At 64.1% G+C, this 23197-nt stretch carries 22 protein-coding genes; 7 read left to right on the top strand and 15 right to left on the bottom strand.

Annotation, left to right across the window (positions count from 1 at the left end):
• Positions 1–276: 276 nt before the first annotated feature.
• Positions 277–2055 carry a biosynthetic-type acetolactate synthase large subunit gene (gene ilvB, locus CF68_RS16770; protein WP_035820746.1) on the top strand — a complete coding sequence of 593 codons (1779 nt, stop codon included), beginning with the start codon at positions 277–279 and terminating at the stop codon, positions 2053–2055.
• 58 nt (positions 2056–2113) lie between these two features.
• Here the strand turns inward: ilvB and CF68_RS16765 are convergent, their stop codons facing one another.
• The 4 genes from CF68_RS16765 to CF68_RS16750 all read right to left on the bottom strand — a co-directional run bounded on the left by CF68_RS16765 (position 2114) and on the right by CF68_RS16750 (position 6107).
• Positions 2114–3247 carry an alpha/beta fold hydrolase gene (locus CF68_RS16765; protein WP_035820744.1) on the bottom strand — a complete coding sequence of 378 codons (1134 nt, stop codon included), beginning with the start codon at positions 3245–3247 and terminating at the stop codon, positions 2114–2116.
• Between the two features lie 15 nt (positions 3248–3262).
• On the bottom strand, positions 3263–3820 hold the full coding sequence (locus CF68_RS16760) for a VOC family protein (protein ID WP_035820742.1): 558 nt from the start codon (positions 3818–3820) through the stop codon (positions 3263–3265).
• A 175-nt stretch (positions 3821–3995) separates the two neighbouring features.
• Positions 3996–5033, bottom strand: coding sequence for a porin (locus CF68_RS16755; protein WP_035820741.1), 1038 nt, complete (start codon positions 5031–5033; stop codon positions 3996–3998).
• Between the two features lie 135 nt (positions 5034–5168).
• Positions 5169–6107, bottom strand: coding sequence for a fumarylacetoacetate hydrolase family protein (locus CF68_RS16750; protein ID WP_035820739.1), 939 nt, complete (start codon positions 6105–6107; stop codon positions 5169–5171).
• A gap of 341 nt (positions 6108–6448) precedes the next feature.
• On the opposite strand from CF68_RS16750, the gene CF68_RS38415 reads away from it, so the two are divergent.
• The 5 genes from CF68_RS38415 (at position 6449) to CF68_RS16725 (ending at position 10841) form a co-directional block, all read left to right on the top strand.
• Entirely contained in the window at positions 6449–7009 is a 561-nt protein-coding gene (locus CF68_RS38415; RefSeq protein WP_035820737.1) for a cupin domain-containing protein, read from the top strand.
• A 159-nt stretch (positions 7010–7168) separates the two neighbouring features.
• Positions 7169–8404: an acetamidase/formamidase family protein gene (locus CF68_RS16740; RefSeq protein ID WP_035820733.1), complete on the top strand. Its 1236-nt coding sequence runs from the start codon at positions 7169–7171 to the stop codon at positions 8402–8404.
• Positions 8405–8427: 23 nt separating this feature from the next.
• On the top strand, positions 8428–9684 hold the full coding sequence (locus CF68_RS16735; RefSeq protein WP_235205795.1) for an MFS transporter: 1257 nt from the start codon (positions 8428–8430) through the stop codon (positions 9682–9684).
• Between the two features lie 35 nt (positions 9685–9719).
• A complete protein-coding gene (locus CF68_RS16730; protein WP_235205794.1) occupies positions 9720–10190 on the top strand; it encodes a heme-binding protein in 471 nt (156 codons plus the stop codon).
• Positions 10191–10220: 30 nt separating this feature from the next.
• A complete protein-coding gene (locus CF68_RS16725) occupies positions 10221–10841 on the top strand; it encodes a glutathione S-transferase family protein (protein WP_035820729.1) in 621 nt (206 codons plus the stop codon).
• Positions 10842–10917: 76 nt separating this feature from the next.
• Here the strand turns inward: CF68_RS16725 and CF68_RS16720 are convergent, their stop codons facing one another.
• The 7 genes from CF68_RS16720 to CF68_RS16690 all read right to left on the bottom strand — a co-directional run bounded on the left by CF68_RS16720 (position 10918) and on the right by CF68_RS16690 (position 17577).
• Entirely contained in the window at positions 10918–11772 is an 855-nt protein-coding gene (locus CF68_RS16720) for a helix-turn-helix domain-containing protein (RefSeq protein ID WP_035820727.1), read from the bottom strand.
• 95 nt (positions 11773–11867) lie between these two features.
• On the bottom strand, positions 11868–12461 hold the full coding sequence (gene rraA / locus CF68_RS16715; RefSeq protein ID WP_235205793.1) for a ribonuclease E activity regulator RraA: 594 nt from the start codon (positions 12459–12461) through the stop codon (positions 11868–11870).
• The gene (locus tag CF68_RS16710) at positions 12439–13422 is read right to left on the bottom strand and encodes a tripartite tricarboxylate transporter substrate binding protein (RefSeq protein WP_035820722.1); all 984 of its coding nucleotides are present in this window, start codon (positions 13420–13422) and stop codon (positions 12439–12441) included. The genes rraA and CF68_RS16710 overlap by 23 nt, the downstream gene beginning before the upstream one ends.
• A gap of 223 nt (positions 13423–13645) precedes the next feature.
• A complete protein-coding gene (locus tag CF68_RS16705; RefSeq protein ID WP_035820720.1) occupies positions 13646–14128 on the bottom strand; it encodes an Lrp/AsnC family transcriptional regulator in 483 nt (160 codons plus the stop codon).
• Positions 14129–14185: 57 nt separating this feature from the next.
• A complete protein-coding gene (locus tag CF68_RS16700; RefSeq protein ID WP_035820718.1) occupies positions 14186–15391 on the bottom strand; it encodes a CaiB/BaiF CoA-transferase family protein in 1206 nt (401 codons plus the stop codon).
• A complete protein-coding gene (locus CF68_RS16695) occupies positions 15388–16182 on the bottom strand; it encodes a citryl-CoA lyase (RefSeq protein ID WP_035820716.1) in 795 nt (264 codons plus the stop codon). Before CF68_RS16695 ends, CF68_RS16700 begins: the two co-directional genes overlap by 4 nt.
• A gap of 45 nt (positions 16183–16227) precedes the next feature.
• Complete coding sequence (locus tag CF68_RS16690; RefSeq protein WP_051591557.1) at positions 16228–17577, bottom strand: MFS transporter; 1350 nt, start codon at positions 17575–17577, stop codon at positions 16228–16230.
• Between the two features lie 363 nt (positions 17578–17940).
• Here CF68_RS16690 and CF68_RS16685 point away from each other — a divergent pair, with 363 nt between their 5' ends.
• The gene (locus CF68_RS16685) at positions 17941–18612 is read left to right on the top strand and encodes a GntR family transcriptional regulator (RefSeq protein WP_035820714.1); all 672 of its coding nucleotides are present in this window, start codon (positions 17941–17943) and stop codon (positions 18610–18612) included.
• Between the two features lie 184 nt (positions 18613–18796).
• On the opposite strand, the gene CF68_RS16680 is transcribed toward CF68_RS16685, so the two are convergent.
• The 4 genes from CF68_RS16680 to CF68_RS16665 form a co-directional block, all read right to left on the bottom strand.
• The gene (locus CF68_RS16680) at positions 18797–19663 is read right to left on the bottom strand and encodes a MaoC family dehydratase N-terminal domain-containing protein (RefSeq protein WP_035820712.1); all 867 of its coding nucleotides are present in this window, start codon (positions 19661–19663) and stop codon (positions 18797–18799) included.
• Positions 19664–19705: 42 nt separating this feature from the next.
• Complete coding sequence (locus CF68_RS16675) at positions 19706–20524, bottom strand: CoA ester lyase (protein WP_035820710.1); 819 nt, start codon at positions 20522–20524, stop codon at positions 19706–19708.
• A 10-nt stretch (positions 20525–20534) separates the two neighbouring features.
• Positions 20535–21917 carry an MmgE/PrpD family protein gene (locus CF68_RS16670; protein ID WP_035820707.1) on the bottom strand — a complete coding sequence of 461 codons (1383 nt, stop codon included), beginning with the start codon at positions 21915–21917 and terminating at the stop codon, positions 20535–20537.
• Positions 21918–21992: 75 nt separating this feature from the next.
• Positions 21993–23192: a CaiB/BaiF CoA-transferase family protein gene (locus CF68_RS16665; RefSeq protein WP_035820705.1), complete on the bottom strand. Its 1200-nt coding sequence runs from the start codon at positions 23190–23192 to the stop codon at positions 21993–21995.
• Between the last annotated feature and the right edge of the window lie 5 nt (positions 23193–23197).

Raw genomic sequence — 23197 nt, 5'->3', positions numbered from 1 at the left:
AAGTTGTCTCCAACTTCTGGGGGTCAGTTCATTGCGGGAGAGGGGAGCAAACCGGCGGAGCGGATAAGGCTTCAGGCCCTTCGATAGACAACAAGTAGTTTGTTGCATTTGCCCTGTCGGCGGAAGATTCGCGCAGTGCCGACGCCAGCTGCGGCACGATCCACTGCGGGCGCCAGTGCCGGAGGCCAAGTTCGGCAGCCCATGCGGCCGGTCTGTTCCTAGAATTCCTCTTCACGTCTGCGCCATCGGCGGACAGCATCGAGAAGAGAGTCAAACATGAACATGCCGGTCCCGGAGTTCCGCAATACCCCCGCCACGCCCAATGCAAACGCCCCGCGAGTCGTGCGCGGCGCAGAGATGATCGTCGAAGCGCTGCTCGCGGAGGGCGTGCGTACAGTATGGGGCTATCCGGGTGGGGCAGTGCTGCCGATCTACGACGCCATCGCTGGCCAATCCGCACTGCAGCACCTGCTGGTGCGCCACGAGCAGGCAGCCGTGCACGCCGCCGACGGCTATGCCCGCGCCACCGGTGAGGTGGGCGTGGCACTGGTGACGTCCGGCCCGGGCGTCACCAATGCGGTCACTGGCATCGCCACGGCCTATTTCGATTCGATCCCATTGGTGGTGCTGTCGGGGAACGTCCCGACGTCGATGATCGGCGAAGACGCCTTCCAGGAATGCGACGCGGTCGGCATCACCCGGCCCATCGTCAAGCACAACTTCCTCGTGGCCGATGTCGGCAGCCTGGCAGTCACATTGAAGAAGGCCTTCCATCTTGCCCGCACGGGGCGTCCGGGACCGGTGCTGGTCGATATCCCGAAGGACGTCGCGCTCGCGAGCGCGCCATTCCACTATCCGGACAAAATCGAAATCCGCTCCTACCGGCCAGCAGTGGAAGGCCATGATGGCCAGATCCGGCACGCTGCCCAGTTGCTGCGCGAAGCACGGCGGCCCTACCTGTACGTGGGCGGCGGGGCGGTGACGGCAGGCGCCACCGCAGCGCTGCGGGAATTGGCAGCGCTCGCCGATGTGCCTGTCACCACCACGCTCATGGCACTCGGCGCTTTCCCCGCTGCCGATCCGCGCTACCTCGGCATGCCGGGCATGCACGGCACCTATGAGGCCAACCGGGCCATGCAGGAATGCGACGTGCTGCTCGCCGTCGGCGCGCGCTTTGACGACCGGGTGATCGGTGATGTCGCCGACTTCTGCGCGACGCCGCGGCAGATCATTCATATCGACATCGACCCGGCGAGCATCGGCAAGCGCGTGCGCCCGACCGTGCCGATCGTCGGCGATGCGCGCCGGGTGCTGGACAAGCTGGTCGCCATGCTGCGCGAAGCGCGAACGCCGCTGGCGGACCGTGCCGACTGGTGGCAGCGCATCGACGGCTGGCGGGCACGCCAGTGCCTGGCCTATGCGCGCGACGGCCTGCGCATCAAGCCGCAGTACGTGATCGAGACCCTGAGCAGGCTGGCGGGCGCCGACGCCATCATCTGCTCCGACGTCGGCCAGCATCAGATGTGGGCCGCCCAGCACTACCGCTTCACGCAGCCGCGCCGCTGGATCAATTCGGGCGGGCTGGGCACGATGGGCGTGGGCCTGCCCTATGCGATGGGTGTCAAGCATGCTTTCCCGCAGCGCGACGTCATCGCCATCACCGGTGACGGCTCGATCCAGATGTGCATCCAGGAGTTGTCTACCTGCAAACAGTACGATCTGCCGGTCAAGATCGTCTCGCTGAACAATGGCTACCTGGGCATGGTGCGCCAGTTGCAGCACGTTGAATATGAGCGGCGCTACTCGCAGTCATACATGGAAGCGCTGCCCGACTTCCCGGCGCTGGCACGGGCTTATGGCCACGTCGGCCTGTCAGTGACGACCGAGGCCGACGTCGAGCCGGCCCTGCGCGAGGCGTTGGCGCAGAAGACGCGCACGGTCTTCGTCGACATCCACGTGGACGGCAGCGAGAACGTCTGGCCGATGATCCCCGGCGGGCGCGGCATCGGCGAGATGCTGCTGGGCGAAAGCGCATTGGCCGATGCCTCGCGTTGAGACGGGAGGCGGCTCGGGCACAGCCCCGGGCCGACCTCTTCCCCGCGCAGGCGGGGACTCAGCGAACGTTCCTGCCGATCCAGTCGACAATCGAACTTGCACCGTATTCGACCAGTTCAGTCTGCCCGACCAGATAATGGTTGCCGCGCGCCAGGTTCACCGTCGAGATACGTCCCTCGGCTGAAGCCTGCCATGCATCTCGCGTGCTCGGGAAAGTGGAGGCATCGGCGGTGTGCACGAGCAGCAGCACCGGCACGCTGGTCTGCTTGAGGTTGGCCGGGCCCAGGGCACGGGATTTCGATGAGAACTGTGACATGAACGCCCGCAGACTTGTCACCCTGCCGAATGCGTTGGCAGCAAAGTTCACGGTGCGCGGATCGCCCCACACGCTGCCCCATTTGCGATCGTTGCTATCCAGGCCCAGGTCGATCATGCGCGGATCGGAATGGGTGCGGTGAATGACGAAGATGCGATCTGCCGGCCCGTTCGGTCGCTTCGTGAGTGCCGCGATCTCGTCCTCTACCCAGCTTTCGATCCGCGCGCGGCGCGCAAGCTGTGCTGCGCGGAACGTGGCGAAGAACTGCGGTGTAAAGGGCGGCTGGATCGGACCGTCGTAGATGTCCAGTTCCAGGTTGGTTGCAAACAGGTCGTTCTCGTTCGTTACCGCGGGGTCGACCCATTCGGCGAAAATTTCTGCGCGCCCCGGGTGCGCGGCGCTAAGGACAATGCCGTCAGCCGGAGGCAGGTCATTCCTGGTGACCCCGGTCGGGCCACCTTCGATGAACTCGTGCACGGTCAGGTTTTCCGATTCCGCTTGATAGAACGCTGCGAGAGCACCGCCACCGGAACTACCGATCAGGATAACCTTCTGGTAGCCCCGATCGCGCAAATAGCGAATGCCGGCACCGAGGTCAAGGATGACGCGCTCCATTTGCAACAGAGCATCGTTGCCCGCGTAGCGGGAGTTGAGCGCCAGGCATGGCACATTCTTCGCGGCCAGCGGCCCAACGAAATAGTGCCCGATGTAGTTGGACGTCGGATGCATGATCAGGGCCGCGGTCTTGGGATTTCCGGTGGCCGGGCGCCCCAGTACGCCGTAGATTCTGGGCCGCAGGTTCTGGAGGCCAGACTGGCTTTCCATGACGACTCCAGGTCGCACATCGATCGCGACGTGTTCAAAAAGGACGTTCATGCTCTGCTTCCTTGATTAAATGCTTGGCTTGGGCACGTCAGGAACTGCGAGATCTCCCGAACGATGGATGCCGATGTCCGGCGCGCGGCGTGTCTGGCTCCACTCATCAAGCAGCGCCTTCGATCTGCTGCGTAGTTGCTCGGACATCTCCTCACTCAGTGAATCGCAGGTGATTTCAACGCGATGTCCGCTCGGATCGCGGAAATAGATCGATTTGAAAATGCCGTGATCGGTAATCCCGATCACGGCAATGCCTGCGTTCTCCAGCGCTTCCTTGAAGCTGCTGACTTCTTCGACGCTGGGTACCTGCAACGCAATGTGCTGGACCCAGTCCGGAGTATTCGGGTCGAACCCCATCTCCGCTGCCTCGGACAGCTCGAAGAAGGCCAGATAGGATCCGGGGCTGACGCGCAGGAACACATGTATGTGCGGGTCGAACCTGCCGGTCGACGGAACGTAGTTTTCCGCCACGGCGAAGGCGAACTCGAGGCCGAGTAGTTGCGTATAAAAGTCGACTGTCTTGCGGGCGTCGACGCAGCGATAGGCCACGTGTGAAAAGCGCTGAATGGGCATGGGGTCTCCTGAAAATGGCGGCGCTCGGAACCTCTCGAAGGTGCCCGCCGCGCGTTTGCGCGCTTATGGGTTGGTTGGGGGCTAATCCCAGAACAGCGAGCACCTCGCCGGTGCCAGGAAGCTCGGCAAAATCGGCAGGCTTCNTTCCTGGCCGGCGGGCTGCGCCGCCGTGCGGTCAGAACTTGTGGCGCAGTCCGACGCCAAAAGTGTTCCCGGTGGCGGCGGTAGTCAGTTTGTCGTAGAGATAGTTGGCATAGACGTCGGTACGCTTGGAGAAGTTGTAGGTATAGCCAATGCCCGCAGTGGCACGGTTGAAGTCATCCAGGGTTCTGCGATCGTTCTTCGTCCACACGTAGCTGGCATTGATCTGGCCGGGTCCGAGCGGGGCCGAGATGCCGGCCTGATAGGTATAGGTGCGCAGCTCGGACCGGCCGTTCTTGGTCATGTTGAAGGTGCCGAACAGCTTGAGCACCTTGAAGTCGTAGGAAGCTCCGGCGAACAGTAGTTTCTGGCTGGGTTCGAGCGCCGTGATGGCTGGTCCTACTTTGGTGTGATTGCCGCCAACGGCCACATCGAGCGGGCCGCGCTGGTATCGGATGAATCCGCCCAGATTGTTGGTGCCGTTGTTGTTGGCCGCCTCGCCCAGCCCGTACATGACCTGGACGCTGAAGCCGGCCATGGTTGGCGAGATGTAGCGCGCCGAGTTGCTCCAGCCGGTATCTCCATGAATCAGCCGCCCGAAAGTGGGGATCCAATTCTGGACATTGAGCGGTGAGAAGCGCGTTGAGCCGGCGAAGGGATTGAATTGCCCCGTCAGATAGAGCATGGGCGTGGAATTTCTGCCGAGCCTGAGTTCACCGAACTTGTCTGAAGAAAGGCCGACATAGGCATTGCGTGCAAAGAGGGAGTCGGTCGGGTTTCGGCCGGCCTCGCCTGTGTCGGAGCGGAAGAAGCTCTCAATGGCAAACACGGTGCTCAGGCCGCCGCCAAGATCCTCTTCTCCGCCCATGCCCCAGAAGGGGGTGGTCCCGCCGCCGTTATCGAGCTGCCATGTGCTTGCTGCCGCGCCGCTAGGCTTGACGCTGCCGACATAGTTATCGATCAGTCCGTAGAGCCGGACGCCGCCATTGGCATGTGCTGTGGCGGAGGCACCCAGGCAGGCTAGCAATGCGATGGTCAACTGGCTCGTGATGCAACGACTTGCTTTCAACATCTTCTCCTCTCTCTCTCTTGTTATAAATGCGAAGCGCACACAGACCCCGAAGCGCCGAGTTCGCTTCGGGCAACGGGTTCTATGCATCGTGGGGAATCAGGTGGCCGTTTGCGGACCCGGGTATCGCTCGTTCTGCTACTGCGTACCACCGTGAAAAGACTCGTCACGAACTACCGGGTTGCGCAGGATCCCCAGTCCGTCGATCTCCACCTCCACCTGGTCGCCCGGCCGCATGTGTACAAGGCCGGGCACCTTGAACAGGCCGTATTGATGGGACATATCCCGGCCTTCGACGTCGTCCGGCTGCGGTTTGAGCGCGCCGGGCGTACCCATCGCAATCAGGTCGCCAGGCCGCAGGTTGTAGCCCTGGCTCAGGTAGCTGATCACCCTGGCGACGTCAATCAGCATGTCGTCGAGCGGCGCGCGTTGGCGCACGACACCATTGATCCGGGTCAGTACCGTGTGCTTTGCCGGATCGCCGAACTCGTCGCTGGTCATCAGCCACGGCCCGTAAGATCCCGATGCTTCGAAGTTCTTGCCGAGGCCGAACTGGCGGTTGTGCACCTGATACTCGCGGACAGAGCCTTCGTTGAGGCAGGTGTATCCCGCCACGTGTTCCATCGCGCGTTGCACCGGGATGTAACGTCCGGGCTTGCCGATGATCACGGCCAGCTCACCCTCGTAGTCGAACGCACGCGCAATGGATTCGGGCGGGGCGACGAGCGCTTCGCCCGAGCCGACGTAGGACGCTGGCGTCCGCAGGAACAGATGAGGGTAGTCGGCATTGGTCTGAAGACCCGTCTCCGCAACGTGGCTCTTGAAGTTCAGGGCAAGCGCCCACATGGCATTCGGGCGGTCGAGGAACGGTTTGAGCCTGACCGAGGCCAGCGCGCGATCTCCCTGCGCGCCTTGCGCCGCCTCGCGCAGGCGCGCAAGTCCGTGCTCCAGTCCCAGGATCGCGATAAGGCTTGCGGGCAGTTCCGGTGCGATATCGGCAACGGCGACAAAATGCGTCGGGCTGGTGACGACACCAAGCGCGGTGGCGCTGCCTTCCGCATAAGCAATGATCTTCATGTTCCAGTCCAGTTCTTCAGGGTTGAAATCGAAGTGAGACAGGCGGATTCACTCTTGTCTCCTCGCTGTTCCTGCGCACCTCGTATGGGGTCCCAGCCTAAGCGGCCATCGGCCGATCGACGTGACCGGATAGCCCGCAGGTTTTCCCTTCAGTCCGAAAATTTCCTGAACAAGGGGTAAACGCGGCCAGGCGCGCCCTAGACTGCCGTGGCCTCTCATGGCCTGAATTGCGAGATGTCGGGTGCGCCCCTGCGCCGACCAAGAACGAGTCCCTTCCCAGGGGACAGACCCGCTATGCAATTCATTCACTTGCAGAAACATCACATCCGGGAGATGGATCGATGAAGAAGATTCGGCGCGTGGTGACAGGTTTGCTGAACGGAAAGGCGGGCATCGCCTCCGACGTGGAAGTGCCCGAGATTGTGCTGGCGCTTGCGGGCGGCGTGACCACAGTGCCCCTGTGCGGGGCGGCAACGCCACCTGCAGTCCCCAACTCAGGGGAGTTGGCCCAGGCGCCGAAGTTCTCTCCGCCGCCGGGTGGATATCACTTCTCGGTATTCAGCGTGCCTCCGATGAACGAAGTCTTGGCTGCCGAGCCCCCGGCCGACAGCGGGAAAGCCAGGGAGGAGATGGAGCGGGAGGTTCCAGGCCTGCTGGAACTGATGGATCCGGACGTGCCAGGCATGCATGCGACCACGTCGATCGATTTCATCGTCGTCCTCAGTGGAGCGATCACGCTCGAGCTCGACAGTGGTGTCGCGACGGTGTTGCACGCGGGAGATACCGTGATCCAGAACGGGGTACGCCACCGCTGGTTGAATAACGGGACGGAACGGGCCTGGGTCGCTGCCGTGGTGCTCGGTACAGAACGCTTTACCCAGGCAAACCTTCGCTTCGAATAGAAGGGGTTCGATCGGCTTGATCGACTCGATGCCGTCAAATTCGGACGATCTGAAAAGCGAAGCGACGCACCGGTTAATGGCTGGCGCGCTCCCGCGATTAATGTATTCATCGACCGCCGACATCGGCAGGATTCGGGAAACCAGAACTGGGGTAGGCAAATGACTGCAGGGAAGAGCATCACCGGCCAGGCGAATGATTTCGATGACGCCGTTGGCTTGGCTCACGATGAACATCGCCGGTTCGCAGGCGATGGCAGAGCTGATTGCAGCCGGCGTGGCTTGCTGAAGCTGGCTGGTATCGGTGGGGCCTCGATGATCCTGGGCGCCACGGCTCATGCGGCTCCGGCCAGCGAAGGGGGGCGCGACGGGACGCGCGTTTTTGCCCCGAACCGGCATGGCAAGGTTCACACGCTGCCCTCGACGCCGGAGACGGTGCGCTTTGGCGAGATGGATCCGGCGGCGCCATCGGTGCTCGAGATCGAATCGGGCGACGTGGTTCATTACCCAAACACGTGGACGCATTGGGGCAACGAAGCCAAATTCGGCATGCCCCTGGCCGAGCGCAACGCGATTCGCAAGCGCTATCCCCAGGGCCCCCAATCGATGATCGGGCCAGTGAGTATCAAAGGTGCTGTGCCAGGCGACGTGGTCGAGTGCAGGATGATCCGTTTGCGTCCGATCGACTGGGGTTGGAACTCGGCTGTCAAGGGCATGGGCGCGTTGCCCGGAGATTTCCAGGAGGGGTATTTGCACTATTTCCGCTTCGACGCTGAGCGGCGATTTGCTGAATTCTCTCCCGGCGTACGCATACCGCTGGCGCCGACTCAAGGCACGATCGCGGCTCAGCCGGCGGGCGACAAGCCGACGAGTGCGTTGTTGCTCGGGGCATATGGGGGCAGCATTTCGCTTCCGGCTCTGGTCGAGGGTACGTCGCTGTTTGTGTCGGTGCAGGTGCCCGGCGCAAAAATGTGGACCGGGGACTCGAATGCAGCGCAGGGAGACGGTGTCGTCAACCAGACCGGCATTGAGTCTGCGATGGAAGACCTGCGGATTCAATATGTGCTGCACAAGCGAGTGGCGCTGAGCGCGCCGGTGGCTGAAACACCGACGCATTGGATCGCGCTCGGATCAGGCACCACCCTTGAAGAAGCGCTGACAGCAGCCCTGCGCCAGACGATCGGGTGGATCAGCGCGGCAACCGGCCTTTCCAGGCACGATGTTTATGCGCTTTGCAGTATCGACGGTAGTTTCCGGGTGACTCAATACGCAAACCAGACCGAGGGCAACTACCGCTTCCAGTCACCTAAAGTGATTCAAGCCATGTTGCCCAAGCGCATATTCAGCGCGGAGCGGCAGGCGCAGATTTCGCGCTCTCTCCGCCCTGAGGGCTTGTGATCATGGTCTCCCTTCGACAAGACATGGAGGCTGCGCAAGCCGATGCCGTGCCTTTTGAGCCGGACGGCACGCAGCGCCTGCAATGGCACGTCTACATTCTGTGCGGGCTCGTGGCCTTTCTGGACGGTTTCGACACGCAGGCCATCGGGCCCGCCGCCGATGCGATTGCGGCTTCGATCGGCATTGATATCAAGGATTTTGGTCCGGTCTTCAGCGCATCGCAGATCGGGTTCCTGACCGGCGCCATGATTTTCAGCGCATTGGGAGACCGCTTTGGCCGCAAGCGGTTGCTGGTTGCGGGAACGGTGATTATTGCCTTCAGTTCGCTGGGTACGGCATTTGCGGGTTCGTACCACGAGCTGGTGGCGATTCGCATCCTGGCCGGGCTTGGCCTTGGCGGGGTTACGCCGCTCTTTATCAGCCTGGCATCGGAATTCGCTCCTCCTGCGCTACGCGCCCGCGTTGTCACGATGCTGTGGGCAGCTGTCCCGATTGGCGGAATGATGGGGTCGTTTACGAGTTCCGTCACGCTTTCTCAGTTTGGGTGGCAGGCGATCTTTTTCCTCGGCGGTGGGACGCCGCTTTTGCTTGTGCCGGCCCTTTTTTTCCTGCTGCCGGAGTCTCGGGAGATTCAACGCGGTTCAAACGACAATGGCGCCCCCCAATTGCGCGTTTCGCCGATTGGAGCGCTGTTCGGCGAAGGGCGCGGCCTTGCCACGCTCTGGTTGTGGCTCGCGTCCTGGATGATCTGGATGTTGCTCGTCGTCGTCGGTGTCTGGACCCCGTCATTGCTGCAACGGGCCGGCTGGACCATACCAATGGCCGCGATGATGCTTGGATTGCTGAATGCGGGCGGTGTCGCGGGAACATTCCTGATTGGCGCGGGACTCAGATACTTTCCTCCGCAACGGGCGCTGATGCTGGCGCTGATTGCCGCGGCCGCATCGCTGGTGATGCTGGGCACCTTTGCGCACAGTTTTGCCGTGGTTGCAGTCGCGGCAAGCCTTGCCGGTTTCTTCTCCTCCGCGGCGGGCGGTTGTTTGCTGGCGCTGTCGGCAAGCCTCTATCCGGAACGCGTCCGTGCCACGGGCGTGGGCTGGTCCCTGGGTTTTGGGAAGACGGGAGCGGTGCTTGGTCCGCTTTGTGTCGGGCTGCTGCTTGGATTCCAGTGGTCAACGGCCAGCATCTATTCGGCTATCGCCCTGCCAGGCTTACTGGCCGCCGTTCTGGTCTTCCTCCTGAGCCGAACCTCAACCTTCCGCGCTGCAATCAAGCAGTGAGAAGAATTTGTCACCTCGAAACAATGGAAATGCCAATGTCTACGGAAAGTTCGAACGCCAATAGCCTCGCCCTGATCAGCTACAAGCAAGCCAGCCAGGCGCTTGATGCGGCAGTGCGGCTCGCGGAAGAACATGGCACCGCGCTGAGCTTTGTGATTGTCGACAGCGCCGGGCATCTTGTTGCTGCCGCGCGGATGGATGGTGCCCCCTTTATCACCATGGAAGTCGCGCGCGGAAAGGCTTTCGCTTGCGTGGCAACCGGCGGGCAGTCGGGCAGGGCGCTGCGCCAGCGTTATGTCGACCATCCCATGGTGTGGGGCAATATCTCGTCGTTGGGATATGGAGCGCCGTTGCTTCCTGCCATCGGTTCACTGCCGGTCTGGATGAATGGGAAGCTGATCGGGGCCATGGGGACCAGCGGTGGCGCAGCCGAGATCGAGGAAGAGATGCTGACCAAAGCCATCGCATCGATTGGTGGATCCGTTGTCGCAGCGACAGCGATCTGAGGTCGAACTCCAGCCGATAAGGAAGCATTCATGCTGACAATCTGGGGGCACCTGGGCTCACCCAACGTGCAGAAGGTCATCTGGGCCTGCGAAGAGCTCGGGGCCCGCTATGTCCTGAAGGAGGTTGGGGGACCGTTCGGAGGAGCGGACTCACCTGATTACCTTGCCAGGAATCCGAACGGCCGCGTGCCAACGATAGAGGACGATGGCTTTGCCTTGTGGGAATCCCACACGATCCTTCGATATTTGGCCGCGAAGGACCCCGACAAGCGACTGACATCCGACGATTTGCGGGTTCGCGCGTCCATTGATCAATGGATGGACTGGCAATGCGCGCATCTGTGGCCCGCGGTTCGTGCCCTTGTCGTACTTGTCATCAAGCCCAGAAGCACGATGCCCTCCCCGGAGGAAATCGAAGCTGCACGGTCGGGGATCATTCCGCTGCTCCGATTGTTGGATCGCGAGCTTGAGCAGCGCGGCTATATCGCCGGCGATACTTTCACCATAGCCGACATCGCCATGGCCATTAGTTACAACATCTGGAAGATCATGGAGCCGAACTGCGCTGACTTTCCTGCCTTGGAAGCGTGGTACGCGCGGATCAACAGGCGGGCCGCCTTCAAGCCGATGAGCGGAAAGAGACGCGTTTAGCTACGGCCAGCGGCGGCACTTCTTCTTGGTGCTCGCCGTCGCCTCTTCCTGCCCATCTCCACTGTCTTGCTTGCCCTTACTGCCGTTCCAGGAAAGCGAGGTTGGTCGTGCGTCGGCGGAATTCGCTCGGCGACAACGCCATGTGCCTGGTGAAGAAGCGCGTAAAGTTGCTATGGGTACCAAAGCCGAGTTCGTCGGCCAGGTCGATCAGCGGCCTGTCCGTGGTGGCAAGCCAGCGTGTTGCAAAGCCTAGACGCAGGCTATCGATGTAGTGCCGAGGCGAGACACCGACGCAACGGCTGAACTGCGCAAAGAAATGTGAACGGGAAATACCTGCGGATCGGGTAATTTCGCTGACCTTCGGATTCTCCGTCGCATGTTCGTGGATATAGGCTATCGCCTTCCTGATCCGGTGATCGGTCGGACGCGTGTTCCTTAGCGTCCTGCCATCGGCATCGAGATTCCCATACTGCCTCACGACAGTACCCACGAGGGCCTTCAGGCGCTCCTCGCATAGCCCTGGCGACTCCAGGGACCGCGTTGAGATCGCGGCCACGAGCAGGTTCACTTTTGCGCGCAGCTCATCGACAAGCGGTGCTTGTGGATTGGGGAACAGATGGTCCAGATGCGGCGCAGCATCCTTGAACTCGTTCGCCAACCAGGATGGGTTCAGGAAGAGCGACAGGATGGTGGTCGGGCCGCGATCGCTGGGATGCTTCGCGTGCACCACCCATGGATTGAGCAAGACCACGGAGCTATCGTTCACCTCCAGCGCGGTGGATTCCAGCTGTAACGTCGTATCCGCGCCGCTGAGCTTGAAGATGACGTTGAATTCACGATGTGCGTGCTCGACAATCGCTTGCTCAGTCGTGTTGATCGTCGCACGCCCGAAATCGCCGTGCAGAATCTGCGCCGGGTGCCTCTCAGCCATCCCTACTCCTTTTGGTCCAGTCAATCCCACAAGCCAGTTGATTCAATTTCCCTTGCTTACGATCACCGAATCGACATCCGCATCCATCCAATGGATCAGTAGGCTTGCGGCTCCGTTGCCCGGATCGCCTCCGGGCTGACGAGCACGGCATCCGCGTCGCAATACACCCATTGGCCCGGCGTGAACGTGACGCCGCCGAAGGCCAGCGGGACGTCATCCTCGGAGCCGGGCTGCTCGGCCGCATTGCGCAATGCGGTCGTGCCCAGCGCCTTGACGCCGATGTCGATGGCATTGACGGTCTTGCTGTCGCGAATGACGCCATGAATGACCAGTCCGGCCCAGCCATTGCTTGCCGCCAGTCCGGCCAGCCGGTCGCCAAAGACGCCGATGCGCAGGGAGCCGCCCACATCCACCACCAGGACGCGGCCGGCGCCGGGCGCGGAAAGGCGGCGCAAGACGGGCCGGTGATCCTCTTGCACTCGCAAGGTCGCACAGGGTCCGGAAAAATGCTCGCGCAAGCCGAAGCTGCGGAACTGCAGCTGGCAGACAGAGGTTGTGCCCGGGTGTTCGTCGGAAAGATCGCTGGTGGAAAACATGATGAGAGAAGAGTGTGAAGTCAAAGGAATGTGCGCAGCCGCATGACGTACAGTGCCGTCCCGCACCTGCTTAGTTGAGCGTGATGCCGGCATTTTTCACCACCTCGCCGTATCGGGTGTAGTCCATGCGGATCTGCTTGCCGAATTCATCCGGGGTGTTGCCGACCGGGGTGATGCCGAGGTCGAGCATCCTGGCCCTGGTTTCGGGCTGCTCCAGCACCTTCCTGATCTCCCGCTGCAAGCGCGTGACCACTGCGGGCGGCGTGCCGGCCGGCGCGAGGATGCCGACCCAGGAATCGACGCTGAAGTTCTTGACCCCGGATTCCATCAGCGTCGGCACATCCGGGAGCGAGGCGATACGGCGGCCACCGGTGACGGCAATGGCATGGACCTGGCCGCTCTTCACATACTGGGACACGCTGGCGACGGCGGTGCACAGGACGGGGAGGGAGCCGCCAAGCACATCCGTCAGCGCCTGGGAGCCGCCCTTGTACGCAATGTGCTGCAGATTGATGCCGGCCTGCTCCTTGAGGAGTTCGCCGGCAAGATGGCAAGTGGTGCCGGTGCCGGAGCTGCCGTATGACAAGCCCGCGCTCTTCCTGGTGGCGGCGTAGGCGACCAGGTCCTTGAAGTCCCTGGCCGGCACGGAAGGGCTCGTCACGAAGATCAGGGTGGCGTCACCGACCTTGGTGATGGGCGCGAAGTCGGTCAGCACATTGAAGCGCGGTTTCGTGATGTGCGTGCCGGTCACGAGCGCGCCGTCAAAGCCGAGCAACAGCGTATAGCCGTCGGCGTTCGACCTGGCCACCGCTTCCGCGCCGATATTGCCGGACGCACCGGGCCGGTTGTCGACGATCACGGATTGGCCCAGGGATTGCCCCAGTTTGTCCGCTACCAGCCGCGCGGTGGCGTCGGTGACGCCACCCGGCACGAACGGAACCACCAGGCGTATGGGGCGGGCGGGGTATGCCTCGGCGGCGGCCTGGGCGGGCACGCCGGTGAGAATCGCGGCGCTGATTCCTAACAGGCCGAGGCAACTCTTCGGGTAGCGCATTCTGTCTCCTGCCGATTTGTCATTGGATGTGCTTTCAAACACTTATTTCGGCCATTCTACGGATGGGGGCGAAGCATGATGTGTCGTTCCTGGGCCGAATGCACCGGTTGCACCGGCGAAAATTCCGCGGTGACAGGCTCGGGCGGCACGATGTGCTGCACCGTGGCGCGTGCGTGAGCGGGTGGGCGATTGCCGCGCGGCGCGCGGATTGTGGCTGCAGCCCCTACCGTTGCGCTGTGGGCTCCGGCAGTGGCAGCGCGGTCTGGTACTTCACCTGCTTGAGCGCGAAACTGGAGCGGATGCTGGCCACGCCATCGAGCCGCGTCAGCTTGTCGACGATGAAGTGCTCCAGTGCCTGCACCTCGGAAACCATCACTCGGATCAGGTAATCGGAATCGCCGCTCATCAGATAGCACTCCATCACCTGTGGCAGTGCCGAGACCTCGCGCTCGAACGATTCCAGGCCGGCGCGGGTCTGCTTTTCCAGCGTGATCTGGATGAACACGTTGACGTTGAGGCCGAGCTTGCGCGGATCCAGCAGCGTGACGTGCCTGCTGATCAGTCCCGACTGCTTCAGCAGGCGCACACGGGCAAGGCATGGTGACGGCGAGAGATTGACGCGCGCTGCCAGTTCCACATTGGTGAGGCTGGCGTCGCGCTGCAGCTCGGCCAGTATCCTGAGGTCGATTTTATCGAGATCGATCATGGGCGAATCATGGTTGGGACTGCAGGATGGCGAGTCTGGCGCGGTTCCCCGTTCGCCTCAGCTTTGCGTGCCGCCGCACTCTGACCTGTGATGGTCGACCACCGCGCGCGAGGCGAGTAGTTGCTCGATGCGGGCCTCGGCAATGCCAGCCTCGCGCAGGATCTCGACCGAGTGCTCACCGAACGCCGGCGGCGCGCGGAAGCCGCTGGCGTTGTCCCCGTCGTAGCGGATGGCGCGATTGGCGGCGCGGACCGGTCCGTAGTCGGGATGGTCGAGCTGGTAGAAGATGTCGAGATGGCGTACCTGGGCATCGCTTTCCAGCTCGTCGAGCCGCAGTTCCGGCGCCGCCGGTACGTCGTGTTGTTCCAGGCGTGCCATCCAGGTGTCGCGGTCGGCGCTGGCAAAGACTGCGCTCAGCTCGGCCGCGATGGCGTCATAGCCGTGTACGCGGCTTTGGCGGTCGGGATACGCCTGCGCCAGATCCGGCCGCTCGATGGCGGCGAGCAGGTTCTGCCAGAACTTGTCCGGCGACGACAGGTGCAGCCCGATGCGGCGTCCGCACTTGCACGTGACCAGGTAGGACTGCGACTTCGAGGCGCGGCTGAAGAATTCCGGCGTGCTGCCATAGGCCGACAACTGTCCGAGCGGTTCCGTGGCCAGCGCGATCATCGCCTCCAGCATGGAAACTTCCACCTTTCTGCCGCGCCCGGTGCTGGCGCGCTCCACCAGCGCGCCAAGGATGCCGATGCAGGCATAGATGCCGGAGATGGTGTCCGATACCGGCGGACCGGGCACGCGTGCGTCGGTGCCGCGATGGAACATCGACATCCAGCCGGACAGGGCCTGGCCGACGTTGTCGAAGGCGGGGCGGTGCGCGTAGGGCCCGTCGGCGCCGAAGCCCGTGATCGAGCAATGCACGAGCCGGGGATTGATCCGGTGCAGGTGCCCGGCGTCCAGGCCCAGCTTGCTCTCGCTGCCGGGGCGCATGTTCAGCAGCAGCACATCCGCGTCCAGCAGCAGCTCCTGCAGCACCTGCCGGCCCTCAGGCGTGGTGAAGTCGAGCACCAGCGAACGCTTGTTGCGGTTGTGCGACTGGAAATGGCCGGCGTACATGCCGCCATCGAAGGTGCGGAACGGGTCGACCACCTTGGGCGACTCGATCTTGATCACCTCGGCCCCGAGCTCGCCCAGCAACTGGGCGGCAAGCGGTGCGGTGATGAAGCGGCCGATCTCGATGACTCGGATTCTCTGCAGGACTTTCATTGGGACTCCTTCGGCACCAGGTGCGACGAGGTCTCTTCCTCGGTGCGCACCCACAGCGCATTGGCGATGGGGTGTTCGATTTCCTCGGCCAGATGGCCGAGCAGGCCGACGGCGCGGCTCACCACGGCCAGGCCGCGGCACAGCTTCCAGGACAGGCCGAGCTCGGAAGCGATGGCGCCAATCGCCCCGGTGGCGTTCACCGGCAATTTGCCTGGCTTGCCGAAGGCGCGCTCGGCTTCAGCCGAGATCGCTTTCATCAGGGCGACGTAAGGCCCGGCTAGGCCGTTTTCCTCGGCGATAGCAAAGAGGGCGACAGCGCGCGGGTCGACCGGCTTGTGTACCGGGTGGCCGATGCCTGGCACCGGCAGGCGTTGCTGCCGATGCTCCTGCACGATGCGCGCGGCCGTCTCCGCCACGTCATAGCTGCTCGCCGTGCCGATGGGATGCACCTCCTGCAGCAGCCGGGCCGCACCTTCGGCGGTGCCGGCGAAGGTCGTGCCCATGCCGCACAGGCCGGCCGCAATGGCGGCCTGCATCGATTCCGGCGCGCCAAGATAGGTCAGGCGGGCCACCATGGCGGAGGGGGTCATGCCGTGCTCGACCAGCACCGCGAGAATGGCGTTGAACACGGTCGACTCGGCCGCGCTTGGCCTTCTGCCGGTGACTTCGAGAAAGGCAAAGTCACCGAGCGCGATCTTGCCCAGCACGTCCTGGCACAGATCCAGGCCGCGCACCGTGATGCGATCGGCGGTGCTCCAGCCCATGTCCGATTGCAGCTTCTGTTCTTCCATCAACTTCTCCGTATTGAATTCTCAGGACTGTGATGCCGTTGCCAGCTAGGACTTCGGCGCATCGGCCGACACGATGGCGCGCGGCAACAGCAGGATCAGCAGGCAGCACAGCAGCAGGCATGCACCGAGCACATAGGTGCCGCTGTTCACGTTGCCGGTCACGTTCTTGGCGACATTGGTGATCAGGGCGCCGGTGATGCCGGCCAGGCTGCCGACCGAATTGATCATGGCCAGCCCCGCGGCGGCCGCGGCGCCGGTGAGGGCGCGCCCCGCGAAGATCCAGAACAGCGGCGTCACGCCGAGGATGCCGGCCGCGGCGACGGAGATCAGCAGCAGGGACGGGCCCAGCTGATCGGCGCAGGCCGCGCTCAGGATCAGGCCGATGCCGGCGCAGGCTGCCGGAATCGCCGCGTGCAGGCGGCGTTCGCCGGTTCGATTCGAGTGCATCGCATTGGCCACGAGGACCACGCCCGCGACCACGTAGGGCAGCGCTGAAAGCAGGCCGACGTGATAGACGTTCTTGAGCCCGGTGGCCTGGATGATGGAAGGCAGCCAGAACGACAGGCCGTAGAAGCCCGTGTTCATGGTCAGCAGGATCGCGCACAGCAGCCAGATCACGGGGCTTTTCAGGGCGGCGCCGAAATTGTGGGTCTTGTGCGCGTTTTCCGTGGCGAGGTTGCGCTTGATCAGCGCCTTCTCGTCGGCGTTGAGCCAGCGTGCCTTGTCGACCGAGTCCGTCAGGCAGGCCAGCACCACGATGCCGAGGATCACGGCGGGCAGGCCCTCGACAAGCAGCATCCATTGCCAGCCGCGATGCCCGAACGTGTCATGCATGTTCTGCAAGATCCAACCCGATACCGGCCCGCCGATGCAAAGGCTCAGCGGCAGCGCGAACATGAAGCCGGCCAGCACGCGATTCTGCTTGTGCGAGGGAAACCACTGGTTCAGGTAGAGCACGACGCCAGGGAAGAAGCCGGCTTCGCAAACGCCCAGCAGAAAGCGCAGCACATAGAACATGGTTGCCGAGCTGGTGTGGAACACCGCGGCCAGCGGCTCGATATACATCATCGAAACCGAGACGCAACCCCAGCTGATCATGATCCGCGAAATCCAGCGCCGCGCGCCGACCCGGTGCAGGATCAGGTTGCTCGGCATTTCAAAGAGCACATAGCCCCAGAAAAGCATGCTTGCCGCGAGCGCATAGACGTTGTCGGTCAGGTCCAGGTCGCCGAGCATCTGCAGCTTGGCGAAGCCGATATTGACGCGATCGAGGTACGAGATCACGTAGCAGACAAAGAACAGCGGCACTGTCCGCCAGAACACCTTGTCGTAAGTGCGCTTCTCAAGATCGGGCAAGGTGGCGTCGATCGGGGTTTGCTGAATGCTCACGGCCATTGCAGTCTCCATTCGTTATGGGTCGGGGGATGCGTGTGCATCGGCGCCCTGTCGCTTATCGGATGCGCTTCCATGGCGCATGCCAGTTCCACATTCAGCTGTCGTCTTCTTTGTTCGACTATTTTGTAGGGCAATAGTGTAGCTATCGAGTCGATGCCAATGAGGGTTAGTCCTGATCAGGTTTGGGGAAGTGCTGGAATTGGCAGGGTTTTTGGCCTCAGAAAGGCGACATGCGGGAATGCCGCTGAAGACATTCATGCAATTTTCTCATCACTTTTGTAAATAATGCCCTACTAATATGTAGGACAATAATGTACGGGCTGGTGCGGTAAAATCAGCGTAATCGCGAGGAGAGCACCTGACATGACCAATCCATCCGCCCCGCCACGCAGCACGCTCGAATATGTCGTGGACAGCCTGAGGCAGGCCATCCTGAGCGGGCGCTTCGTGCCGGGCCAGCGCCTAGTCGAAGCCGATCTGACGCGCGAGCTTGGCGTCAGTCGCGGTCCCGTGCGCGAGTCTTTCCGCCGGCTGTCGGCCGAAGGCCTGGTGGAGAGCATTCCGAATCAGACCACGATGGTCAGGCGCTACTCGCACACCGAAATACGGGAGCTGTTCGAGGTGCGCGCGGAGCTTGAAGCACTGGCGGCGCGCCGCGCGGCCGGCCGCATGAACGAGGCATGCGTGCGCGAACGTTTCCTGCAGGCGACCCAGGCGATCTGGGAAGATCACCATGCAATGAGCCCGGCGGCCTACTTCGAGGAGAACAGGCGCTTTCACCAGGCCATCGCCGATGAATGCGGAAATGCGCAACTCACCGATTTCATCGGACGCCTGCAACTGCCGATGCTCATGTTCCAGCTCGGCAATGCCATCCACGGCGAAGCGCTGCAGGAGTCGGTCAGTGAGCACCGCCTCATCGCCCAGGCCATCGTCAGCGGCGATGCCGACAAGTCTGCCCAACTGATGCGCGAACACCTCAGGCGCGCGAGCGACTTCGTGGACCGCATGCCAGCCGACACGTTCAGGCCCTGAACCAGCTGCCGCCGATTCAGGGGCTATCGGGCGTTTATAGCCTCAGCCTGACTGGCGCAGGAAGCTGCAAAAGGGTGTGTCGACCTATGGCATGCCTTGACATGCTGTTGTTTCCGGCGCTGCTGGTTTGCTCCCCACTCCCGATGGGAGAGGGGCCGGAGCAGAGAGCAAACCGGCGGCGCTCTTAACCTTCCACTTCGGCCCACCCCTGCATCGCCTGCCCGCCGGCATCGTCCCCCGTCCACAGCACCAGCCGCCCAGCCTGCGCCGGATCGGCCGCGCCGCCAACGGTGATGGTGTCCTGGTCGAACAGCGGCGCCAGCCCGCGGAAGCCAAAGCGGCGCACGCGTGCCTGCGGTTGCTCGCGCGCCACCAGGTCCAGCATCAGCATCGCCTGCATCGGCCCGTGCACCACCAGGCCGGGGTAGCCCTCGACCTCGCGCGTGTACTGGCGGTCATAGTGGATTCGGTGGCCGTTGAAGGTCAGTGCCGAGTAGCGGAACAGCATCACCGGGTCTGCCTGCAGCGTGCGCTGCCACTGCGCGGCCTGCTCCAGGCGCGGGCGCGGCGGCTGCGGCTTGGACGGGTCGGGCATGGCGCGGTAGACGATATCGTGGCGCTCGTTGACCGCGGCCTTGCCGTTGACGGTCAGCTCGTGATCGACGGCGACAAACCACAGTTCACCGGTGCGCCCGGTCTTGTACTGCACGTCCTTGATGGTGGAGGTGCGCGTGACGGTATCGCCGATATGCAGCGGATGGCTGAAGCTCAGTTCGCTGCCGGCCCACATGCGGCGCGGCAGCGGCACCGGCGGCATGAAGCCGCCGAGGGTGGGATGGCCGTCGCGTCCCAGTTCACGCTGCGGCGCGCGCGGCAGGAAGTAGAGCCAGTGCCACAGCGGCGGCAGCGGGCCGGCGGCAACGGCCTCGGGGTCGAGGTCGAAGGTGGCGGCGAGGCCGATCACCGGTTCCGGCGACAGCGTTTCGGTGCGCGATTCGCTGCGGCCGATCCAGCCGCGCAGGCGTTCGAGTTCAGGAGTGGCGTCAGTCATGACAGTAAGCCTTGTAATGCGTGAAAGTGGCCGGAAGGCGGGTTATTGCGCCAGTGCCAGCAGCCGGCGGGCCTGCTCGATCACGGGCCGGTCGACCATCTTGCCATCGACCTGCACCGCATGGCTGCCGCTGGCGGTAGCTTCCAGCACGCGGCGGGCCCAGTCGAGCTGCTCGGGGCTGGGCAAAAAGCCTGCGCGCACCGCGCCCAGCTGGGCCGGGTGGATGCAGAGCTTGCCGGCAAAGCCGAGTTCGCGCGCATAGGCAACGTCGCTGGCCAGCACGGCTTCGTCTTTCAGTGCGGTGGTCACGCCGTCGACCGGCGGCGGCAGCCCGGCCACGCGTGAGGCCAGCACGATGCGCGCGCGCGCAAAGGCGAGCGCGTCGCGCGTATGGCTGCAGCCCAGGTCGACCGCATAGTCGAGCGAGCCGAAGGCAAGACGTGCGACGCCGGTGGCCACGGCGTCGATCTGATGCAGGCCCAGCGCAGTTTCGATGATCGCGACCAGCTCGCCCTGCGGGTTGATCGCATGCAGGGCCTGCGCGATGGTGGCCAGCGCGGCGGCATCTTCTGCCTTGGGCACCAGCAGGCCGGCCAGCGTGGTGCCCGGCGGCAGCGCGCGCAGCCAGGCCAGGTCGGCGGCAAAGGACGGTGAGGCGCTGTCGTTGATGCGGACAAAGGCATTGGCCGCGGGCCGTCCGGCCAGCCACGCGGCGATCGCTTCGCGCGCGGCGGGCTTGGCGTCCGGATGGACCGCGTCCTCGAGGTCCAGGATCATCACATCGGGGCCGGCGGCCGCGGCCTTGTCGAAGCGTTCCGGCCGGTCGCCCGGCACGAACAGGTAGGTAACTGCAGTGGACATGTCTTGGTTCTCAGCCTGCGGCGGGCAGCCAGTCGTTGACGTTCGGGGCCTGCTCCAGCGCCCACACGCGCTGGATGATGGCGCGCATCTCGGCCTCGCTCGCGCCGTGGCGGAACGCGCCCAGCTGCAGCGCTTTCGCTTCCAGTTCCGGGCGCGACAGGGTGTTGTCGGGATCGCCCTTGGGCACGTCGACGCGCGCCGCCAGCGTGCGGCCGTCGGTGGTCGTGACGGTGACGCGGCCGATCCACTGGCGCGGGTAGGCGGCGTTGATCTCGGCATCCAGTTCCATGCCGACCTTGCCGCGGAAGGCGGTCACCTTCGGGTCCTGCAGCGCATGCTGCTCGAACTCGCCCAGGCCCGCATGGCCGTGCACGGCCACCAGCCCCAGCACCGTGCCCATCGAGAACTTGGCCTGGTGGATGGTGGTGGGGTTGACCACCGGGCCGAGCACATCGATGGCGCCCTGGTGCACGTGCGTGGTGACGCTGGCGACCTGGTCGGCGCTGATGCCTTCGCGCTGCATCAGCGCCTTGAGCGCATCGGCGGCCGGGTGCGTGTGGCGGCATGAGGCGAAGAACTTGAACGAGGTCTCGGCGGTGGCCCAGCGCGTGCCCAGGCCGTCGGTCAGGCAGGCGGGGTTGGCATCGCTCGACATGCCGGCAGCCATGCCCTGCGCGCCTTCCAGGATCTGCTTCGCGCCGGTGAAGCCGGCCCGCGCGAGCCAGGCCGACTGCAGGCCATCGGCAGCGGCCTTGGCGGTATGCAGCTGCTTGGAGTCGGCGGCGTCGCGCAGGAATTCCCACAGGCCCGCGGCCTGCGTGCCGGCCGAGCCCAGTGCCTGGTTGATGCCTTCGGCATCCAGGCCGTAGAGCTTGGCCACGGCCGCGGCGGCGGCCAGGGTGCCCACCGTGCCGGTAGTGTGGAACACGCGGTAGTGCGAACGGCCCATGAATTCGCCGATGCGGATGCCGGCCTCATAACCGGCGATCGAGGCCAGCAGCACTTCGGCGCCGGTCTTGCCCTCGGCCTGCGCGGCTGCCACCACGGCAGGGAACACCACCGCGGCCGGGTGCAGCACCGAGCTGTTGTGCACGTCGTCCTGCTCGACCACGTGCGAGGAGGCGCCGTTGATCAGCGCGGCAAAGTAGGGCGAGGTGCGACGGCGGTCCACCAGCACTTCGGCGCCGCCTTGCGCCGGGCCCATGGCCGCGGCGAACTCCTGCAGCTTGCGCACGGCGGGGGCATCCTTGCCGGCGATGGCCGAGGCGATCCAGTCCAGGAACAGGTCCTTGGTGCGCTCGATTACCGGCGCGGGCACGTCGGCCAGCTTGAGGTCGGCCAGGAAGTCGCAAAGCTGGCGGGTGGGGTAGGTGGTGTCTGCGGGTTGGCTCATGCCGGCTCCGGAGATTGAGTTGGGGCTTGCGGAAAAAGGAAAAGGCGCCCGGTCTTCCCGGGCGCCGGCATTGGTTCAGATGGTCTGCTGGTCCGCCAGCGCGGCGATGTCGCTGTCGGCGTAGCCGAGCTCGGCCAGGATCTGGCGGCTGTGCGCGCCCAGCGCGGGAACGTCGCCCATCACCGGCTCCACGCCCGACAGGTTGGCCGGCGGCAGCAGCGCGCCGATGGTGCCGCCGGGCACCGCGACTTCGCGCCAGCGGTTGCGGGCGGCCAGTTGCGGGTGGTTCCAGACGGCTTCGATATCGTTCATCGGTGCGTTGGCGATCTGGGCGGCGTCAAGCAGCGCCTCCGCCTGCGACACGGTCATCGCGGCAAAGCGCTGCTCGATGATTGCGGTCATCGCGGGGCGGTTCTTGACGCGGCCGGAGTTGGTGGCGAAGCGCTCATCCTGCAGCAGCTCGGGCTGCTCCAGCACCTTCTCGCAGAAGGCGCGCCATTCGCGCTCGTTCTGCAGGCCGAAGATCACGCTGCCGCCGTCGCCGGTGCGGTGCACGCCGTACGGCGCGATGGCCGGGTGCGAGGCGCCGAAGCGCGCCGGCGGCGTGCCGCCGTAGTGGCCGAAGTAGAGCGCGTAGCCCATCCATTCGGACAGCGCTTCAAGCATGGTGACTTCCACGCGCACGCCCTCGCCGGTGCGCCCGCGCTGCAGCAGCGCCGACAGGATGCCGGTATAGGCGTACATGCCGGCGGCGATGTCGGCAATCGAGATGCCCGCGCGCGAGGGCTCGTCGGGGCCGCCGGTGATGCCGATCAGGCCGGCCGCGGCCTGGATCAGCAGGTCATAGGCCTTCTTGTCGCGATAGGGGCCGGCATCGCCATAGCCCGAGATGTCGCACACGATCAGCTTGCCGTAGCGGGCATGCAGGGTGTCGAAGACCAGGCCCATGCGCGCGGCGGCGCCGGGGGCCAGGTTCTGCACCAGCACGTCGGCGTCGGCCAGCAGCTGGTGCAGCACCTTCTGCGCTGCTTCCTGCTTCAGGTCCAGCGTCAGGCTTTCCTTGCCGCGGTTGAGCCAGACGAAGTGCGAGGCCTGGCCATGCACGGTCTCGTCATAGCCTCGGGCAAAGTCGCCCGCGCCGGGGCGCTCGACCTTGATCACGCGCGCGCCCAGGTCGGCCAGCTGGCGCGTGGCGAAGGGCGCGGCCACGGCGTGCTCGAGCGAGACCACGCGGATGCCGTCGAGCGGGCGGATACCTTTGGGGGAATGGGACATGCAGG

This window comes from Cupriavidus sp. SK-4 (genome assembly GCF_000611125.1).
GTDB lineage: Bacteria > Pseudomonadota > Gammaproteobacteria > Burkholderiales > Burkholderiaceae > Cupriavidus > Cupriavidus necator.
Note: the sequence above shows the minus strand (reverse complement) of the source record. Positions and strands in the feature narration are given on the sequence as shown.

What these genes read in the sequence shown, in the direction of transcription:
- ilvB (WP_035820746.1), top strand. Translation starts at nt 277, where the DNA reads ATGAACATGCCGGTCCCGGAGTTCCGCAATACCCCCGCCACGCCCAAT.
- CF68_RS16765 (WP_035820744.1), bottom strand. Translation starts at nt 3,247, where the DNA reads ATGAACGTCCTTTTTGAACACGTCGCGATCGATGTGCGACCTGGAGTC.
- CF68_RS16760 (WP_035820742.1), bottom strand. Translation starts at nt 3,820, where the DNA reads ATGCCCATTCAGCGCTTTTCACACGTGGCCTATCGCTGCGTCGACGCC.
- CF68_RS16755 (WP_035820741.1), bottom strand. Translation starts at nt 5,033, where the DNA reads ATGTTGAAAGCAAGTCGTTGCATCACGAGCCAGTTGACCATCGCATTG.
- CF68_RS16750 (WP_035820739.1), bottom strand. Translation starts at nt 6,107, where the DNA reads ATGAAGATCATTGCTTATGCGGAAGGCAGCGCCACCGCGCTTGGTGTC.
- CF68_RS38415 (WP_035820737.1), top strand. Translation starts at nt 6,449, where the DNA reads ATGAAGAAGATTCGGCGCGTGGTGACAGGTTTGCTGAACGGAAAGGCG.
- CF68_RS16740 (WP_035820733.1), top strand. Translation starts at nt 7,169, where the DNA reads ATGACTGCAGGGAAGAGCATCACCGGCCAGGCGAATGATTTCGATGAC.
- CF68_RS16735 (WP_235205795.1), top strand. Translation starts at nt 8,428, where the DNA reads ATGGAGGCTGCGCAAGCCGATGCCGTGCCTTTTGAGCCGGACGGCACG.
- CF68_RS16730 (WP_235205794.1), top strand. Translation starts at nt 9,720, where the DNA reads ATGTCTACGGAAAGTTCGAACGCCAATAGCCTCGCCCTGATCAGCTAC.
- CF68_RS16725 (WP_035820729.1), top strand. Translation starts at nt 10,221, where the DNA reads ATGCTGACAATCTGGGGGCACCTGGGCTCACCCAACGTGCAGAAGGTC.
- CF68_RS16720 (WP_035820727.1), bottom strand. Translation starts at nt 11,772, where the DNA reads ATGGCTGAGAGGCACCCGGCGCAGATTCTGCACGGCGATTTCGGGCGT.
- rraA (WP_235205793.1), bottom strand. Translation starts at nt 12,461, where the DNA reads ATGCCGGCATCACGCTCAACTAAGCAGGTGCGGGACGGCACTGTACGT.
- CF68_RS16710 (WP_035820722.1), bottom strand. Translation starts at nt 13,422, where the DNA reads ATGCGCTACCCGAAGAGTTGCCTCGGCCTGTTAGGAATCAGCGCCGCG.
- CF68_RS16705 (WP_035820720.1), bottom strand. Translation starts at nt 14,128, where the DNA reads ATGATCGATCTCGATAAAATCGACCTCAGGATACTGGCCGAGCTGCAG.
- CF68_RS16700 (WP_035820718.1), bottom strand. Translation starts at nt 15,391, where the DNA reads ATGAAAGTCCTGCAGAGAATCCGAGTCATCGAGATCGGCCGCTTCATC.
- CF68_RS16695 (WP_035820716.1), bottom strand. Translation starts at nt 16,182, where the DNA reads ATGGAAGAACAGAAGCTGCAATCGGACATGGGCTGGAGCACCGCCGAT.
- CF68_RS16690 (WP_051591557.1), bottom strand. Translation starts at nt 17,577, where the DNA reads ATGGCCGTGAGCATTCAGCAAACCCCGATCGACGCCACCTTGCCCGAT.
- CF68_RS16685 (WP_035820714.1), top strand. Translation starts at nt 17,941, where the DNA reads ATGACCAATCCATCCGCCCCGCCACGCAGCACGCTCGAATATGTCGTG.
- CF68_RS16680 (WP_035820712.1), bottom strand. Translation starts at nt 19,663, where the DNA reads ATGACTGACGCCACTCCTGAACTCGAACGCCTGCGCGGCTGGATCGGC.
- CF68_RS16675 (WP_035820710.1), bottom strand. Translation starts at nt 20,524, where the DNA reads ATGTCCACTGCAGTTACCTACCTGTTCGTGCCGGGCGACCGGCCGGAA.
- CF68_RS16670 (WP_035820707.1), bottom strand. Translation starts at nt 21,917, where the DNA reads ATGAGCCAACCCGCAGACACCACCTACCCCACCCGCCAGCTTTGCGAC.
- CF68_RS16665 (WP_035820705.1), bottom strand. Translation starts at nt 23,192, where the DNA reads ATGTCCCATTCCCCCAAAGGTATCCGCCCGCTCGACGGCATCCGCGTG.